Raw genomic sequence first — 15,092 nt, 5'->3', positions numbered from 1 at the left:
GGTGTGGGGTCTAGATCACGCGGAGCCTGTCGGCAGGGGCGCTGCCAGGGCCAGCTGGTTACTTCCTGCGGCGGGTAATGATGATCAGTGCCACGGTGATGCCGATGACTGCCGCCGGAAACACTAGCAGGTAGCGTTTGCGATTGGCTTCTTTCTCGCGCTGGGCATCAGCTTGCTGAATAGCGGGGTGTTTGGCGCTGCCATCGTCGGCATAGGTGGCAACCGGCGCCAGGAACAGGCTGGTGGCCAATACGAAGGCTGCGATCATGGAACGTAGGATATTCATGGCTTTCTGCACCTTGGCTCTGGGACGGCTGGCGGTGTTTGGCCTGAAACAAAAAAGGGCCCCCGTTTGGGAGCCCTTTGAATTGGTGCCGAGGAGAGGACTTGAACCTCCACGGGGTTGCCCCCACTAGCACCTGAAGCTAGCGTGTCTACCAATTTCACCACCTCGGCGTTTCGTGCTGTACCGAACCCTTCAATATAAGGTAAAGTTGCTTACCGTTTCCGGCCGGTTCATCGCGAAAGCGCGTGCATTCTAGTATATGATGGCCGGATGTCAAACCCTCTTTCCGAAAAAAATTTAATGCCCCCTAAAAAACGTTACCGTGACCCCCATGCCGATCGTGAGGCCGAAAACTACGAAAACCCTGTTCCCAGCCGGGAACTGATCCTTGAGGTGCTCAACGACCATGGCAAGCCCATGGAGTTCGAGCAAATCGCCTCCCTGCTGGAGGTGGACGAGGATGGTGAAGTCGGCCTCGAACGTCGTCTCAAAGCCATGCTGCGTGATGCCCAACTGGTACAGAACCGCAATGGCAAGCTGGGCGTGGTGTCCCGTATGGACCTGATCGCCGGCCGAGTTCAGGCTCATAAGGACGGCTTTGGCTTCCTGATTCCCGATGACAAAACCCAGAGCGACCTGTTTCTGGGGCCTCGCCAGATGGAAAAAGTCCTGGATGGGGATCGGGTGCTGGTCAGCGATGCCGGCTATAACCGCTTTGGCAAAAAAGAAGCCCGCATCGTAGAGATCACCGAACGGGTTGCCACCGAAGTGGTCGGCCGCTACTCCCGCGAGGCCGGCATCAGCTTCTTGCAGCCGGAAAACCGGCGTATTACCCGTGAAGTGCTGGTTGAGGACAAGAATGGCCTCAAACCCAACCCGGGTGACCACGTACGCGCCACGATTACCCAGTACCCCAGCCGTGACCACCATGTGCTGGTGCGTCTGGAAGAGATTATTGCCACTCCGGATCAGGCTGGCATGGAAATCGAGGTGGCCCTGCGCCGTTTCGAGATTCCTCATGTCTGGCCGGACGGTGTGGAAGCCGACGCCGAGCGTTTTGGCACCGGTGTGCCCCACAAGGCGAAAGCCCATCGGGTGGACCTGCGTGATCTGCCGCTGGTCACCATTGATGACGAAACCGCCCGGGATTTTGATGACGCGGTTTATGTGGAGCGTCGCCCCCGTGGTGGCTGGCGCCTGATCGTCGCCATTGCTGATGTCAGCCACTATGTGGCGCCGGGTTCTGCCCTGGATCGGGAGGCCGCTACCCGTGGCAATTCGGTGTACTTCCCCAACCGGGTGGTGCCGATGCTGCCGGAGGCCCTGTCCAACGGGCTGTGCTCGCTCAATCCCCATGTGGATCGGCTGTGCCTGTATTGCGACATGAGAATTTCCGCCAACGGTCGTCTGACCGGGTTTGTCTTCCGTGAAGGGGTGATGCGCTCGCGGCACCGCCTGACCTACAACAAGGTCGGCGCGATCATCGAAGAACCGGATTCCCAGTTGGCCCAGGACACCGTGGCCAGTCTGGACGACGAGTCCCTGGACATGATCTGGTCGTTCCATGAAATGTTCCTGGCACTGCGCAAGCGCCGTGCGGAACGGGGCGCCATCGATTTCGACAGCGATGACACCCGCATCATCTACGATGAAAACCAGAAGATTCAGGCCATTGTGCCGGTGACCCGCAATGTGGCGCATATCATGATCGAGGAGGCCATGCTGGCCGCCAACATCTGTTCCGCCAAACTGCTGGAAAAATCAGGTCTGCCGGCCCTGTTCCGTAACCACGAGCCCCCCAAGGAAGAGCGTCTCAGCAAGCTGCAGCAATTCCTGGGTGGCCTGGGGCTGAGCCTGGGCTGGTCGGAAGGCGCGCCCAAGCCGCACGTCTATCAGGATTTGCGTGAGCAGATTCTGGATCGACCGGATCGCAACGTGATTCAGACCATGATGCTGCGCTCCATGACCCAGGCCAAATACGAGGCGGAGAACAAAGGGCACTTCGGGCTGGCCTACAAGGCCTACACCCACTTCACCTCGCCGATTCGCCGTTATCCGGATTTGCTGGTACACCGGGCCATCCGCTTCCTCATTCGTAGCGAAGGTGAGCCCAATCACGTGGACAATCCCGGCAAACTTCCGAAGATTCCCGCTGAGAAGCTGATTCCCTACAGTCAGGCAGACATGGTGGCCATCGGTGAGCAGTGCTCCATGACCGAGCGCCGGGCTGACGACGCCACCCGCGATGTGGTGTCCTGGCTCAAATGCCAGTTCATGGAATCGCATATCGGTGACGTTTTCGAAGGCGTGATCAGCGGTGTGGCTAATTTCGGTCTCTTTATCCAGCTCAATGAGCTGCATATCGATGGCCTGGTACACGTGGCCAACCTGGATAGCGACTACTACCACTTCGATGAGGTCAATCTGACCCTCACCGGGGAAAGCAGTGGCCGCAAATTCGGGCTCGGCGATGGCGTCACCGTGCGTGTGGCGGCAGTCCATACCGAAGACCGCAAGATTGATCTGCAGCTGGAGTCGTCCACGCCTTCCGGCAAGGGTCGTCCCAAGGGCGGCAGCAAGAAAGGCGGTGGCGGTAATCGCAGAGGCGGCAACAGCGAGCGGGAAAAGCTGGCCAAGGGCGATATCCCCAAAGCCAAGCCCAAACGCAAGGGGCCGCCGCGCGGTAAAAAAGCGGCCCGGCGTAGCAGCAAAAGCTAGGCCCTTCTCTGCAGGAGCGAGCCTGCCTGCAAGTGACCCCCGGTCCCGGTGGCGTCGTTTGTGGTCAGGCTCCCCTGATCCCCTATTTGCCCGGGCGCGCCGCGTGCGGGTGTGATGCGTGCAGGCGTTATCATGAGCAAACCCCAGAAACCCCAGATGTATTCCGGCTTCCACGCGGTGGAAGCCCTGTTGCGGCATCGTCCTGAGGCGGTGCTGGAGCTGTTTGTACAAGACAGCCGTGCCGAGCGGGAGGAGCCTCGGCTGGCCGCCATGATCCAGTCTGCCAGGGACTTCGGCATTGCGGTACAGCGGGCGCGTCGGGAGGTGCTGGAAAAACACGCCGGTCCCCAGCATCAGGGCATCGTGGCCCGGGCGCGGCCGCGCAAGCCCGGCGATGAGAGTGGCCTGCTGAAGTGGCTGGATGGCAAACCCGAACGCCCCTGGCTGTTGATTCTGGAAAATGTCACCGATCCCCATAACCTGGGGGCTTGCCTGCGCAGTGCCGATGCGGCCGGAGTCGATGCGGTGATCGTACCGCGCCGCAACGCCGCCGGGCTCACTCCGGTGTCCTGTCGCACGGCGGTGGGGGCAGCGGAAAGCCTGTCCTATTACGAGGTGGGCAACCTGGCCAGTTTGCTGGATCAGCTGCGCGAAAGGGGCGTCTGGGTGGTGGGCACTGCACTTGAAGAGCGCAGTGAATCCTTGTTTGCGTTCCAGCCCCCGAATGCCCTGGCAGTCGTGATGGGCGCGGAAGGTGCCGGCCTGAAGCGCCTGACCCGGGACAAGTGCGACCAGCTACTGGAAATCCCCATGGCCGGCGAGGTGCAGAGCCTGAATGTGTCCGTGGCCACGGGGGTGATGCTGTTTCATGTGTGCGCACAGAGGGAAAGCAGTGAATAGTTGCGCGAGCAACGGTGTCCGGTTTTCTGAATATATGAGGCCGCGATCAGATTCTGGTCGCGGCCTCATGCGTTGGGAAGGCTACAAGCCTGAATCGCGAGGCTGTTAACTATTCATTGTTCACTATTAACTGCTACCGCAGTTCTGCCTGGTTGACGACGGTCTGACGCTCCAGCGTGGGTAGCGGCAGCGGGGTGCGGCTGACGGACAGTTCCCGCTGGATGCGCACGTTGTCCTCCAGCAGTATTTCCGGAATGTCATCGTCAAGGTTATTGGGCAGAGCGCCGGGGACACTGAGAGCCTTGTCGGCCAGCTTCTGGCCGGGCAGTGGCGCCAGCGGAAAGCTGATATGGGTGGTGCGGTTATAGCGAATCGGTTCCCGGTATTGCGGCTGCACATAGCCATCGGCATTGCGCACGGCGGTGTCCAGATCCTCCGGGCCGGTGACATGGTGCCAGTCATTGGGGCTGCTGGGTCGGGGTGGGGCGATGGATTCGCCGCGGGCCAGTCTGGCGGTCAGGCGGCTCTTGCGCTGTTGCCAGGCCAGCAGATCGGTGACGAACTGGTCCTGGCGATTGTACTCATGAATGTCCGGTCGAGGCCCCAGTGCCTGCTTCAGGGCCTGTTGCTGGGGTTGGCTCAGCCCGCTGCTGCCGGCGGCCGCTGCCATCGTCGGCAGCAGCGGCCCTAGCAGGGTCAGCAGGATGATTAAGCGGATCAGGGACATGGCGTGCTCCGGGGCCTCTTTCACATCTGCGCGCGGGTCAGGGCGAATTCTCGCAGCCGCTGCTCAGGCAGCTTTCCACTTCAATGAGGCCGGTGGTCAGCACTGACTCATTGTTCACATCCAGGTAGAGCATCAGATTGCCGTTGCTGGATATCTCGACGATGGCATTGGGGTTGCCGGCCATCTGGGTGGCCAGGTCTGCCTTGCGCTCTTCGCCAAACAGGTTTCGGTAAAGCTGTTCGGTGAGCAGGTTCCAGGCTTCGCCGCCATCGTTCAGCCCGTTTAGCTGCATGCCGACGATGGTCATCGGCAGCACCAGCGGGGTGTCTGACCCGGCGTTGCCGAGAAGGGTGCGGATATGCTCTCCGGACAGGGAGTTACCGGGCAGGGCCGGCAGGCCAAAACTCTGTGACGTGGAGCGGTTATACCAGGTGCGATTGCGCTGGTAATCAATCGGGCTCAGGCGCTCGGTGCGGGCCAGGGCGCTGTCCAGGGTTTCCGGTTGGTCGATGACAGTGGGGTCGCTGCTGGCCACCGGGTCGGGCTCATAATCCTGCGGGCAGGCTGCCTGATGGTTGGCTTGCTGACGATTGGCCTGCTTGTACTGCATCACCTGCAGCAGGAAGTCCGAGTAATCCGGGTAATCTTCAAGAGCCGGTTTGTCCGGCACGGCCACCGGGCTGCCACAGGGTGGCGGGGCCGATTCCTGGGCGGACAGGGGACTCAGCAGGCATAGGCTGCACAGGCCGAAGGCCAGAGCGCTAAATTTCATGGTCGTATCCCGTTCTTGTTGTTTTCCCTTTTATTTCAGGGATTTAGGGTTAACGACGCTTCTTGTAAGCGTTTGTAGCGTTTTGTTTCTACTGAGCATACGTCCGTCTTTACCGGATGGCAACGGATATGCCTTGAGGAAAGGGCGTGCAATGGGATAGAATCGCGCGCTTCCTGCGTCCTATAGGCTTTAGCCTGTCGAGCAGGTCTCCTTGCTTCACCGTCCAGCATCTGGCGGATGGGAAGCTGAATTGATGCCGTGAGGTATCGCAACCGTAAGGAGCTAACATGCGTCATTACGAAGTTGTGTTCCTGGTTCACCCGGACCAGAGCGAACAGGTGCCGGCCATGATCGAGCGTTATAGCGCGATCGTGACCGATGGTAAGGGCACCATCCACCGTCTTGAAGATTGGGGCCGTCGTCAGCTGGCTTACCCGATCAACAAGATCCACAAAGCCCACTACGTGATGCTGAACATCGAATGTGACGGCGAGACCCTGGGCGAGCTGGAAAACACTTTCCGCTTTAACGATGCCGTAATCCGTCACCTTGTGATTCGTTGCGACAAGGCGGCCTCCGAGCCGTCCCCGCTAGCCAAGAATGACGAGAAGGAGGGGGCTGCCAGCTGATTTTGGAAAGCAATCGCTGTGAACTCACTGGTGTGATTGTCACTTTGGAAAAAGTGATCGTGACGCCGGCAGGGGTACCGCGCCAACGCCTGTGGCTGGAGCATCGCTCCCGGCAACTGGAAGATGGCCATCCCCGCGAAGTCCAGGCCCGCATTGCCGTGATACTGGCAGGTGGGATGACCCGACAGGCGCAGAGCCTGAAAGAGGGTCAGCGCATTAAAGTTACCGGTTGCCTGAGTCGCGCCGGTTACAAAGGTGACGCCCGGGACCGTTTGCAATTGATTGCCCAAACGCTGGACACCCTCAACCAGGATTAAAGAGGAGATTATCCAATGGCCCGTTTTTATCGCCGCCGCAAGTTCTGCCGCTTTACCGCGGAAGGTGTTGAGTACATCGATTACAAAGATCTCGACACCCTGAAAGCTTACATCACTGAAACCGGCAAGATCGTGCCCAGCCGTATTACCGGCACCAAGGCACGCTACCAGCGTCAGCTGGCCTCTGCGATCAAGCAGGCCCGCTTCCTGGCGCTGCTGCCGTACACTGACAGCCACGACAATTAAGCCGAGGGGACCATCATGCAAGTGATCCTGCTGCAAACGATCAAGAACCTGGGTGACCTGGGTGCTGTGGTGGATGTGCGTTCCGGTTACGGTCGTAACTTCCTGATTCCGCAAGGTAAAGCGTTGCCGGCTACCAAAGGCAACCTGGCCGAAGTGGAACAGCGTCGCGCCGAGCTGGAGAAGCAAGCTGCCGAGCAGCTGGCCGCCGCCCAGGAACGTGGTGAAAAACTGAACGAAGCCAGCGTGACCGTGACCTCCAAGGCCGGTGACGAAGGCAAGCTGTTCGGTTCCGTGGGTACCCGCGACATCGCCGACGCCATCACTGCTTCTACTGGTGTGGAAGTGGAAAAGGCCGAAGTGAAGCTGCCCCACGGTGCGCTGCGTAACACTGGTGAGTACGACATCGACGTGGTTCTGCACGCCGACGTGACCGTGACCATCAAGCTGGCTGTGGTTCCTGCCGAGTAATCGACAGTTGACCGACAACCGGTTTGCCCCTTGCGGGGCGCGGTGACAGAATTAGGGCATTGTCCGCAAGGGCAGTGCCCTTTTTCGTTTAGTGACAAGTTGAAAGTTCAAAGTGGAAACGCGAGCCAATCCGGTCACAATTTCAGGGTTGCTGGCCGCGTTCAGGGCGTTGGCGCGGAGAGACGTTTAGAATGGCGCTTTCCCCCCTGTCGCGTTGCAACTTTTAACTTTCAACTTTCTCCTCTTATGTTGGTTGCCCCATGAATGATGCCCTGTCGCTGGATAAACACCTGCCGGAAAACCTCCGGGTCCCCCCCAATTCCCTGGAGGCGGAACAGGCCATTCTGGGTGGCTTGTTGCTGAATAACAGCGCCTGGGATGACGTCGCCGAGCGGATCAGCACGGAAGATTTCTATCGCAAGGAGCATCGCCAGATCTTTTCCGTCATCGGGCAACTGGTGGAAGAGGAAAAGCCCTGTGACCTGGTCACCGTGTCTCAGGCGCTGACTCATCTGGACCAGTTGGACGATGTGGGCGGCATGAACTATCTGTCCGAACTGGCTCGCAATACGCCCAGTGCTGCCAATATCAACGCCTACGCGGATATCGTGCGCGAGCGCAGCATCCTGCGGCAGTTGATCCATGTGTCCCAGGATGTCACCAAGAACGCCTTCACCCCCCAGGGCCGCAAATCCCTGGAGATTCTTGATGAAGCGGAATCGGCGATTTTCCGCATTGCCGAACAGCAGAAGAAAGGGGCGGGCCCGCTGGACATCAAAACCGTGCTGAAAAAGGCGGTGGACCGCATTGATGAGCTCTACAAGCACAAGGGCTCGCTGACCGGTCTGACCACCGGTTTCGAGGAGCTGGACAAGATCACCTCAGGCCTGCAGCCCTCCGACATGGTGGTGATTGCTGCGCGTCCTTCCATGGGTAAAACCACCTTTGCCATGAACCTGTGCGAGAACGTGGCCATCAAGAACGGCAAGCCGGTGCTGGTGTTCTCCATGGAAATGCCCGCCGATGCCATCGTCATGCGGATGCTCTCGTCCCTGGGCAGAATCAATCAGAGTTCGATTCGCTCCGGTAACCTGGACAAGGATGATTGGCCGCGCATTACCTCCGCCATTCATATGCTCAGTGAGCAGAAGATTTTCATCGACGACACCGCGGCCCTGAGCCCGCTGGAAATGCGTGCCCGGGCGCGCCGGGTTGCCCGGGAATGCGGCGGTGAGCTGGGCCTGATCATGGTCGATTATCTGCAGCTCATGCAGGTGCCCGGCGTGGAAAACCGGGTCAACGAAATCTCCGAGATTTCCCGTAATCTGAAGGGGCTGGCGAAGGAAATGAACTGCCCGGTACTGGCGCTTTCCCAGCTCAACCGCTCCCTGGAACAACGCCCCAACAAACGCCCGGTGATGTCCGACCTGCGCGAATCCGGGGCGATTGAACAGGATGCGGATCTGATCGTGTTCCTCTACCGCGATGAGGTCTATAACAAGGAAACCAACGAAAAAGGCGTGGCGGAAATCATCCTCGGCAAGCACCGGAACGGTCCCATCGGCACCGTGCGCCTGGCGTTTCGGGGTGAATTCCTGCGCTTCGATGACCTGGCACCGGAATACTATGCCCAGTTGTCGGCCATGGACGAGTGATTGAGTTGCAAGTTTCAAGAGGTAAATTGCAAGGGAGTGCTCTGGTGTGCCGGCGTGAGGCATGGTGGCGTGGGAGTGTCTCTCAATGAGAGGAACCCGTATCGAAATCCGTCCCGGGGCGCTCAGGAACAATGCGCGGCGAGCCAGGATTCTGGCAGACGGTGCCGAGGTGTTTGCCATGATCAAGGCCGACGGCTACGGCCATGGTCTGACACTGGCTGCGGATGCCCTGGCTGGAGAGGTGGATGGCTTCGGGGTGGCGGTGCTGGAAGAAGCCCGGGCCCTGCGTGAGCATGGCATCAGTGCACCGATTCTGGTGGCGGAAGGTTTTTTTGATCGCGAAGAGCTGGAGCAGGCCAGGGCCTTGTCTCTGGAGATGGTCGTGCATTCCCCCTGGCAGGTCGCCCTGTTGCAAGACAACCCCGGCCCGCTGCGCCTCTGGCTGAAGCTGAATACCGGCATGAACCGGCTGGGGCTGCGTCCTGACATTGCCCTGGAAGCCGCCGAGCAGTTGGCCGCTGCGAGCATGAACCCGGTGGGGGTGATGAGCCATTTTGCCTGCGCCGACGAAGCCGATGAGGGTCGTACTGATCCCCAGATGGCGCTGGCCGGTGAAGTGGCAGATCGCCTGGGTTTGCCTCTCTCGGCGGCCAATTCGGCGGCCCTGATCCGCTACCCCCATACCCGTGCCCAACGGGTACGGCCGGGCATTATGCTGTATGGGTCGTCACCCTTCGACTGGCAGAGTGCCGCGCAGCTGGATCTGGCGGTAAGCCACCGTTTCAGTGCCCGCCTGATCGCCATTAATGAGATCCAGCCGGGTGACACAGTGGGTTACGGCGCCACCTGGACCGCCACCCGTCCCGGTCGCATCGGCGTGGTGGCCGCCGGATATGGTGATGGTTACCCGCGTCATGCCCCCAGCGGCACTCCCGCCGCCGTTAATGGCCAGCTCACGATGTTGGTGGGGCGTGTCTCCATGGATATGCTGACCATTGACCTGCATGGCATTGAGGCCGATATCGGTGATGAGGTAGAGCTGTGGGGCGACCACGTGGACGTGGACAAGGTCGCCCGCGCCTGCGGCACCATCAGCTATGAACTGTTCTGCCAGATCACCGGTCGGCCGGAACGCGTCATCGTTTGATTCGCACAGTCGGTATCATGCGAAGCCGCTGTAGGAGCGCCGATTGAGGCGCGAAAACCAAGTGCGATTTCACCACAGAGAACACAGAGCTCTCAGAGAAAACCGGCTTATCCTCAGTTGTCTTTGTGTCCTCTGTGGTAAAAAAATCTTCCCTTCAGGCCTGGATTCGCGCCTCAAGCGGCGCTCCTACAGCGGCTATCGTAGAGAGTAATACATAAGAAGGATTTTTTTGTGGCCAAGAAAAAAACTGCCTTTGTCTGCACCGATTGTGGCGCTGATTTCCCCAAGTGGCAGGGGCAATGCCCCGCCTGTGGCGCCTGGAACACCCTGCAGGAATTCGTTCATGATCCGGCCACGCCCATGTCCAAGGGCGCAGGTAGCCGTGGCGGCTTTTCCGGGCAATTGTCCGAGGTGCAGAACCTTGGCGAGATCGTGCTGGCGGAAACCCCGCGCATCAGTTCCAGCATGGGCGAGCTGGACCGGGTGCTGGGCGGAGGCCTGGTGCCGGGCTCGGCGATCCTGATTGGCGGGCACCCCGGTGCCGGCAAATCCACCTTGTTGCTGCAAATGCTGTGCAAGCTGGCGGCCACCCAGAAGTGCCTTTATATCACCGGTGAAGAATCCCTCTCCCAGGTGGCCATGCGCGCTGACCGGCTCAAGCTGCCCAAGGAGCAGCTGCGGCTGGCGGCGGAAACCGATGTGGAGCAAATACTGGATCTGGTTCGCAAGGAGCAGCCCCGGGTGCTGGTGGTCGATTCCATTCAGGTCATGTTCCTTGCTGCCCTGCAGTCCGCCCCGGGCAGTGTGGCCCAGGTGCGTGAGTGTGCGGCGGCGTTGACCCGGTTTGCCAAGCAGACCGGCACCGTGCTGTTGCTGGTGGGCCATGTCACCAAGGATGGCACCCTGGCTGGCCCCAAGGTGCTGGAGCATATGATCGACTGCTCACTAATGCTGGAAGGCTCCACGGATTCACGTTTTCGCACCTTACGTGGGCTGAAAAACCGTTTCGGTGCAGTCAACGAGCTAGGTGTGTTTGCCATGACCGGCGAAGGCCTGAAAGAAGTGAAGAACCCCTCAGCCATCTTCCTCAACCGGGCCGACGACATTGCGTCCGGTTCCCTGGTGACGGTGGTCTGGGAGGGTACTCGTCCCTTGCTGGTAGAGCTGCAGGCGCTGGTGGATGCCTCCCACTTCGGCAACCCCCGCCGGGTCTGTGTGGGCCTGGAGGCAAATCGTCTGGCCATGCTGCTGGCGGTGCTGCATCGCCATGGTGGCATCCAGGTAGGCGATCAGGATGTGTTCATGAATGTGGTGGGTGGCGTCAAGGTCACCGAAACCGCCGCCGACCTGGCCCAGGTACTGGCCATCGTCTCCAGCTTTCGCGACCGGGCTCTGGGCCGGGAACTGGTGGTGTTCGGCGAAGTGGGCCTGTCCGGCGAAATCCGCCCGGTGCCCCAGGGCCAGGAGCGTCTCTACGAAGCGGTCAAACACGGCTTCAAGAAAGCCATTGTTCCCAAGGCAAACCTTCCACGACAACTGCCGGAAGGGGTGGAGGTGATCGGGGTGAGTACGGTGGGGGAGGCGCTGGAATACCTTTAGTTAATTGATAGTTGAGAATGGATAATTGATAACGTCGCGAGAAATGCCCTCACGACCTAAAACCTATGAGGCCGCGCCCAAAGCATGGGCGCGGCCTCATAAATTTCAGAAAGGGTAATGCCGCATCGCGAGTTATCAATTATCCATTCTCAACTATCAATTGCATTTCACGGGTGGAGCGTCACCCGATCTCCCTGCGCCCAGCACCAGGCATCGACGATGTCGAAGAACAGACTGACGGCGTTGGTCATCACGATGGCCACGGTGAAGGCCCATTGGCTGGCGGTCATGAAGTCGTCGCCCCAGAGGCCGGCGAGTTGGCCGAGCAGGCCCAGCTCCAGGGGGATCCAGGCGAGCAGGTGAACCAGGGACATGTCCTTGTTCATGCCGCCGTGGTGCCACATCAGTGACAGGTTGACTGCCAGAACCAGCAACAGGGCCAGGGCGGTGGCCTGGCCGCTGAAGCTGCTCAGCAGTAACAGGCTGGCGCCGTTCAGGGGCATCAGGATCAGTAGTACCCAGCCTTGCAGCCACAGGGGCAGGTTGCGAAAGGAATGCCAGATGCCCAGCAGGCGATGTGAGGTGGAGTTGCCTTCCATGACTCAGCTCCCGTTGGTTTCACTATTCAGTGACCAGTCATAATCCAGAAATTGAATCTTCAGCCGTTCTGCGTCCAGTGATTTTCGGTGGTTGGCAGGTATCTCCAGCGTATCCGCATACTGCAGAAGGTAATGAGACAGGCTGCCGGCGGCATCGATGAAATCGTCTTCATACCAGTCGAAGATCTTTGAGACTGCCAGATGGGGCGGTTTTTCATTGAAGCGATTGCGCTGCCGGTCGGCCAGAAAGCGGCGGGTGCTGTCGGCCAGTTGCTGTTCCAGCTCCTTGGCCCGATAGGCTTCCGGGCGCAGGGCGGGGCAGCCCACGGAGGCGCAGTTCACAGCAAAATGAATGCGCGGATCCATCAGTGCGGGGTTGCCGCGAATCATGTCGTGCTCAACTTCGTCCAGGGTGCGTGCTTCACCCAGCAGGGTAAAAAAGCGCTGATCCCAGGGGCCGGAGAAGAAGGAGCCGATATCACGGATGGAGTCGGGCAGGGTGTCCTGGCGCAGGACCAGGTCGATGGTGAAGGCATTGTAGGCATTGATCAGAAAGGCAAGCTTCTTATCCCGAGGCCAGCTTTCGAAGTCATCTTTTGATACCTGCGAGAGAGCGCCCAGATATTCGTCGAGTGCTGCCCGATCCTTGCGCAAGCCAGGGTAATCAACACTGGTGGTGACTCCGCCCCGTTGCCATTGCACATGGTTGTCCAGCAATGCATCCCAGCGCTGGTGATCAAAGGCCATCAGCGGGCTGGCAAGTAATAACAGTAGTGGTAGCAGTAGCCGAGCAGCCATGGGGCCTCCAGAGAAATCGATGTGAAAATCTGTTGGCGCCCGGTCTGCAAGACGAGAGCGCCGGATGAAAATGGCAGTCTATCGTCGCCAGTTATGGAAGCGCTCCACCCACCGCAGCACGCCTTCCGGCTTGTGGGCCTTCTTCCATTCACCGGCGGCAAACTTGTTGGCTTCCGCCATGGTCGGGTAAATGTGGATGGTGCCGAGAATTTTGTTCAGACCCAGGCCGTGTTTCATGGCCAACACATATTCGGCGATCAGGTCGCCGGCACCGGCGCCGACGATGGTAACGCCGAGAATCTTGTCGCTGCTCTTGGCGGTAATCACTTTCACGAAGCCGTGATCATTGCTGTCGGCAATGGCCCGATCTAGGTCGTCGATACCATAGCGGGTCACTTCGTAATCCACTCCCTGCTCTTCGGCCTCCTGTTCGTTTAGACCAACGCGAGCCACTTCCGGGTCAGTGAATGTACACCAGGGGATCACACGGTAATCCACGGCGAAGCTTTTCAAGGAACCGAACAGCGCGTTCACTGACGCATACCAGGCCTGATGGGCGGCGGTGTGGGTGAACTGGTAGGGCCCGGCTACGTCGCCACAGGCGTAGATGTTCGGGTAGCGGCTTTGCAGTCGCTCATTGACGGTGACGGTGCCATTGCCGTTGGTGGGCAGGTTGAGCTCATCCAGACCCAGGCCATCGGTATTGGCGCGGCGACCCACTGCCACCAGTACCGCATCGAACACCAGGCGTTTTTCTTCGCCGTTGTGTTCGACATAGAGCACCTTGTCGTCGCCTTCCCGGGCAAAACGCACGGCCTTGTGTTCGGTGAGCACGTCCACGCCATTGTCGCGGAGTGAGGCGGTGACCAGGGCGGCGGCGTCGTCATCTTCGCGGGGCATGATCCGTGGCAGCATTTCCACCTGCATCACTTGGCTGCCCAGGCGAGCGAAGGTCTGGGCCAGCTCGCAGCCAATCGGGCCGCCGCCGAGTACCACCAGCCGTTTGGGTTGATCCTGCAGCTCCCACAAATTATCGGAAGTAAGGATATCCATGTCCTCGATGCCGGGAATGGGTGGCACAAAGGGGCGCGCGCCGGTGGCGATGATGATGCTGCGGGCGGTGAGTGTCTCGATGTTGTCACCGTTGCGAATTTCCACTTCCCAGGGTGAGACCATGCGCGCTTCTCCCTGGCGGCAATCCACCCCCAGTTCCGAGTAGCGTTCCACGGAGTCATGGGGTTCGATTTTTTCGATCACCCGGTGCACCCGGGCCATCAGGTTGCTGAAACGGAAATCGCTACGGATGGCATCGAAGCCGTACTTGTCTGCTTCCTTGTCGTGCCAGGCCAGACGTGCGCTTTTGATTAATGCCTTGGACGGCACGCAACCGGTGTTCAGGCAATCACCGCCCATCTTGTGCTTTTCAATCAGGGTAACCTTGGCTTTGACAGTGGCAGCGATATAGGCGCTGACCAGTCCGGCGGAACCAGCGCCAATGACGATCAGGTTGCGGTCAAAGTGATCGGGTTTCTGCCAGCCGCGATATACCTTGCGGGCCTGGAGTCTGGCCATGATGAATTTGGCAATCCAGGGGAAGATGCCCAGCAATACAAAGGCGCCGATCAGTTCCGGTGACAGCAACCCGCTGGCGCTCTCTATCTGCCCCAGTTGCGTGCCCGCCAGTACATAGACGGCGGTGCCCGCCAGCATGCCCACCTGGCTGACAAAGTAAAAAGTGCGGACCTTGATGGGGGTCAGACCCATGACCAGATTGATGACAAAAAACGGAAAAGCCGGCACCAGACGCAGGGTAAAGAGATAGAACGCCCCGTCTTTCCTGACACCTTCGTTGAGCTTTTTCAGGCGGTCGCCGAAGCGTTGCTGCACCGTATCGTGGAACAGAAACCGGGAAGCGAGAAAGGCCAGGGTGGCCCCCATGGATGAGGCAAAAGACACCAGCAGCAAGGCCACCCAGAAACCGAAAAGAGCGCCGGCGGCCAGTGTCATGATGGCAGCGCCGGGCAGGCTCAGGGCGGTAACCACCACATACATGAGAAAGAAGCCGCCCAGAATCAGTGCCGGATTTTCCTGATACAGGGCATCAAAAGAGGCTTGTTGATTCTTGATGTAATCCAGGCTCAGGTACTGGCCAAGATCGAAGAAGAAGTAGCTGGCGATCAGGGTGGCAAAGACCGCCAGCAGGATGAGTTTGCGAACATTCATGGAAAAGT

At 59.4% G+C, this 15,092-nt stretch carries 15 protein-coding genes and 1 tRNA gene; 9 read left to right on the top strand and 7 right to left on the bottom strand.

Features of this window, described 5'->3' with window-relative positions; translation table 11 throughout:
* Positions 1-58: 58 nt before the first annotated feature.
* Positions 59-286, bottom strand: a complete 228-nt coding sequence (locus ACMG4M_RS14740; RefSeq protein ID WP_035245017.1) for a hypothetical protein — start codon at positions 284-286, stop codon at positions 59-61.
* A gap of 83 nt (positions 287-369) precedes the next feature.
* A tRNA-Leu gene (locus ACMG4M_RS14735) sits at positions 370-456 on the bottom strand.
* 130 nt (positions 457-586) lie between these two features.
* Here ACMG4M_RS14735 and rnr point away from each other — a divergent pair.
* The gene (rnr, locus tag ACMG4M_RS14730) at positions 587-3,004 is read left to right on the top strand and encodes a ribonuclease R (RefSeq protein ID WP_414430296.1); all 2,418 of its coding nucleotides are present in this window, start codon (positions 587-589) and stop codon (positions 3,002-3,004) included.
* 132 nt (positions 3,005-3,136) lie between these two features.
* Positions 3,137-3,904, top strand: coding sequence for a 23S rRNA (guanosine(2251)-2'-O)-methyltransferase RlmB (rlmB, locus tag ACMG4M_RS14725; protein WP_414430295.1), 768 nt, complete (start codon positions 3,137-3,139; stop codon positions 3,902-3,904).
* 133 nt (positions 3,905-4,037) lie between these two features.
* Here rlmB and ACMG4M_RS14720 read toward each other — a convergent pair whose 3' ends face one another.
* Both ACMG4M_RS14720 and ACMG4M_RS14715 read right to left on the bottom strand, forming a co-directional pair.
* A complete protein-coding gene (locus ACMG4M_RS14720; protein WP_297769812.1) occupies positions 4,038-4,631 on the bottom strand; it encodes a hypothetical protein in 594 nt (197 codons plus the stop codon).
* Positions 4,632-4,668: 37 nt separating this feature from the next.
* Entirely contained in the window at positions 4,669-5,403 is a 735-nt protein-coding gene (locus tag ACMG4M_RS14715) for a hypothetical protein (RefSeq protein ID WP_414430294.1), read from the bottom strand.
* 287 nt (positions 5,404-5,690) lie between these two features.
* Between ACMG4M_RS14715 and rpsF the strand changes: the two genes are divergently transcribed.
* The 7 genes from rpsF to radA all read left to right on the top strand — a co-directional run bounded on the left by rpsF (position 5,691) and on the right by radA (position 11,464).
* Positions 5,691-6,032: a 30S ribosomal protein S6 gene (rpsF, locus tag ACMG4M_RS14710; protein WP_035245010.1), complete on the top strand. Its 342-nt coding sequence runs from the start codon at positions 5,691-5,693 to the stop codon at positions 6,030-6,032.
* Between the two features lie 2 nt (positions 6,033-6,034).
* Entirely contained in the window at positions 6,035-6,349 is a 315-nt protein-coding gene (gene priB, locus ACMG4M_RS14705) for a primosomal replication protein N (protein WP_297769819.1), read from the top strand.
* 15 nt (positions 6,350-6,364) lie between these two features.
* Positions 6,365-6,595 (top strand): 30S ribosomal protein S18, encoded by a 231-nt coding sequence (gene rpsR / locus ACMG4M_RS14700; RefSeq protein ID WP_035245006.1) that lies wholly within the window; start codon positions 6,365-6,367, stop codon positions 6,593-6,595.
* A gap of 15 nt (positions 6,596-6,610) precedes the next feature.
* Complete coding sequence (gene rplI, locus ACMG4M_RS14695; RefSeq protein WP_035245005.1) at positions 6,611-7,063, top strand: 50S ribosomal protein L9; 453 nt, start codon at positions 6,611-6,613, stop codon at positions 7,061-7,063.
* Between the two features lie 260 nt (positions 7,064-7,323).
* Complete coding sequence (gene dnaB, locus ACMG4M_RS14690; RefSeq protein WP_035245003.1) at positions 7,324-8,718, top strand: replicative DNA helicase; 1,395 nt, start codon at positions 7,324-7,326, stop codon at positions 8,716-8,718.
* 85 nt (positions 8,719-8,803) lie between these two features.
* Positions 8,804-9,865 (top strand): alanine racemase, encoded by a 1,062-nt coding sequence (gene alr, locus ACMG4M_RS14685; protein ID WP_035245001.1) that lies wholly within the window; start codon positions 8,804-8,806, stop codon positions 9,863-9,865.
* A gap of 231 nt (positions 9,866-10,096) precedes the next feature.
* Positions 10,097-11,464, top strand: a complete 1,368-nt coding sequence (gene radA / locus ACMG4M_RS14680) for a DNA repair protein RadA (RefSeq protein ID WP_035245000.1) — start codon at positions 10,097-10,099, stop codon at positions 11,462-11,464.
* Positions 11,465-11,631: 167 nt separating this feature from the next.
* Here the strand turns inward: radA and ACMG4M_RS14675 are convergent, their stop codons facing one another.
* From ACMG4M_RS14675 to lpdA, 3 genes are all read right to left on the bottom strand, one after another.
* Entirely contained in the window at positions 11,632-12,063 is a 432-nt protein-coding gene (locus ACMG4M_RS14675; protein WP_273009844.1) for a hypothetical protein, read from the bottom strand.
* 3 nt (positions 12,064-12,066) lie between these two features.
* A complete protein-coding gene (locus tag ACMG4M_RS14670; protein WP_035244997.1) occupies positions 12,067-12,861 on the bottom strand; it encodes a DUF547 domain-containing protein in 795 nt (264 codons plus the stop codon).
* Positions 12,862-12,939: 78 nt separating this feature from the next.
* Positions 12,940-15,084 carry a dihydrolipoyl dehydrogenase gene (lpdA, locus tag ACMG4M_RS14665; protein ID WP_035244996.1) on the bottom strand — a complete coding sequence of 715 codons (2,145 nt, stop codon included), beginning with the start codon at positions 15,082-15,084 and terminating at the stop codon, positions 12,940-12,942.
* Positions 15,085-15,092 lie beyond the last annotated feature (8 nt).

This window comes from Alcanivorax sp. IL3, from assembly GCF_047495465.1.
Lineage (GTDB): Bacteria > Pseudomonadota > Gammaproteobacteria > Pseudomonadales > Alcanivoracaceae > Alcanivorax > Alcanivorax jadensis.
The sequence above is the reverse complement of the archived record's forward strand: the minus strand, read 5'-3'. Positions and strand labels throughout refer to the sequence as shown.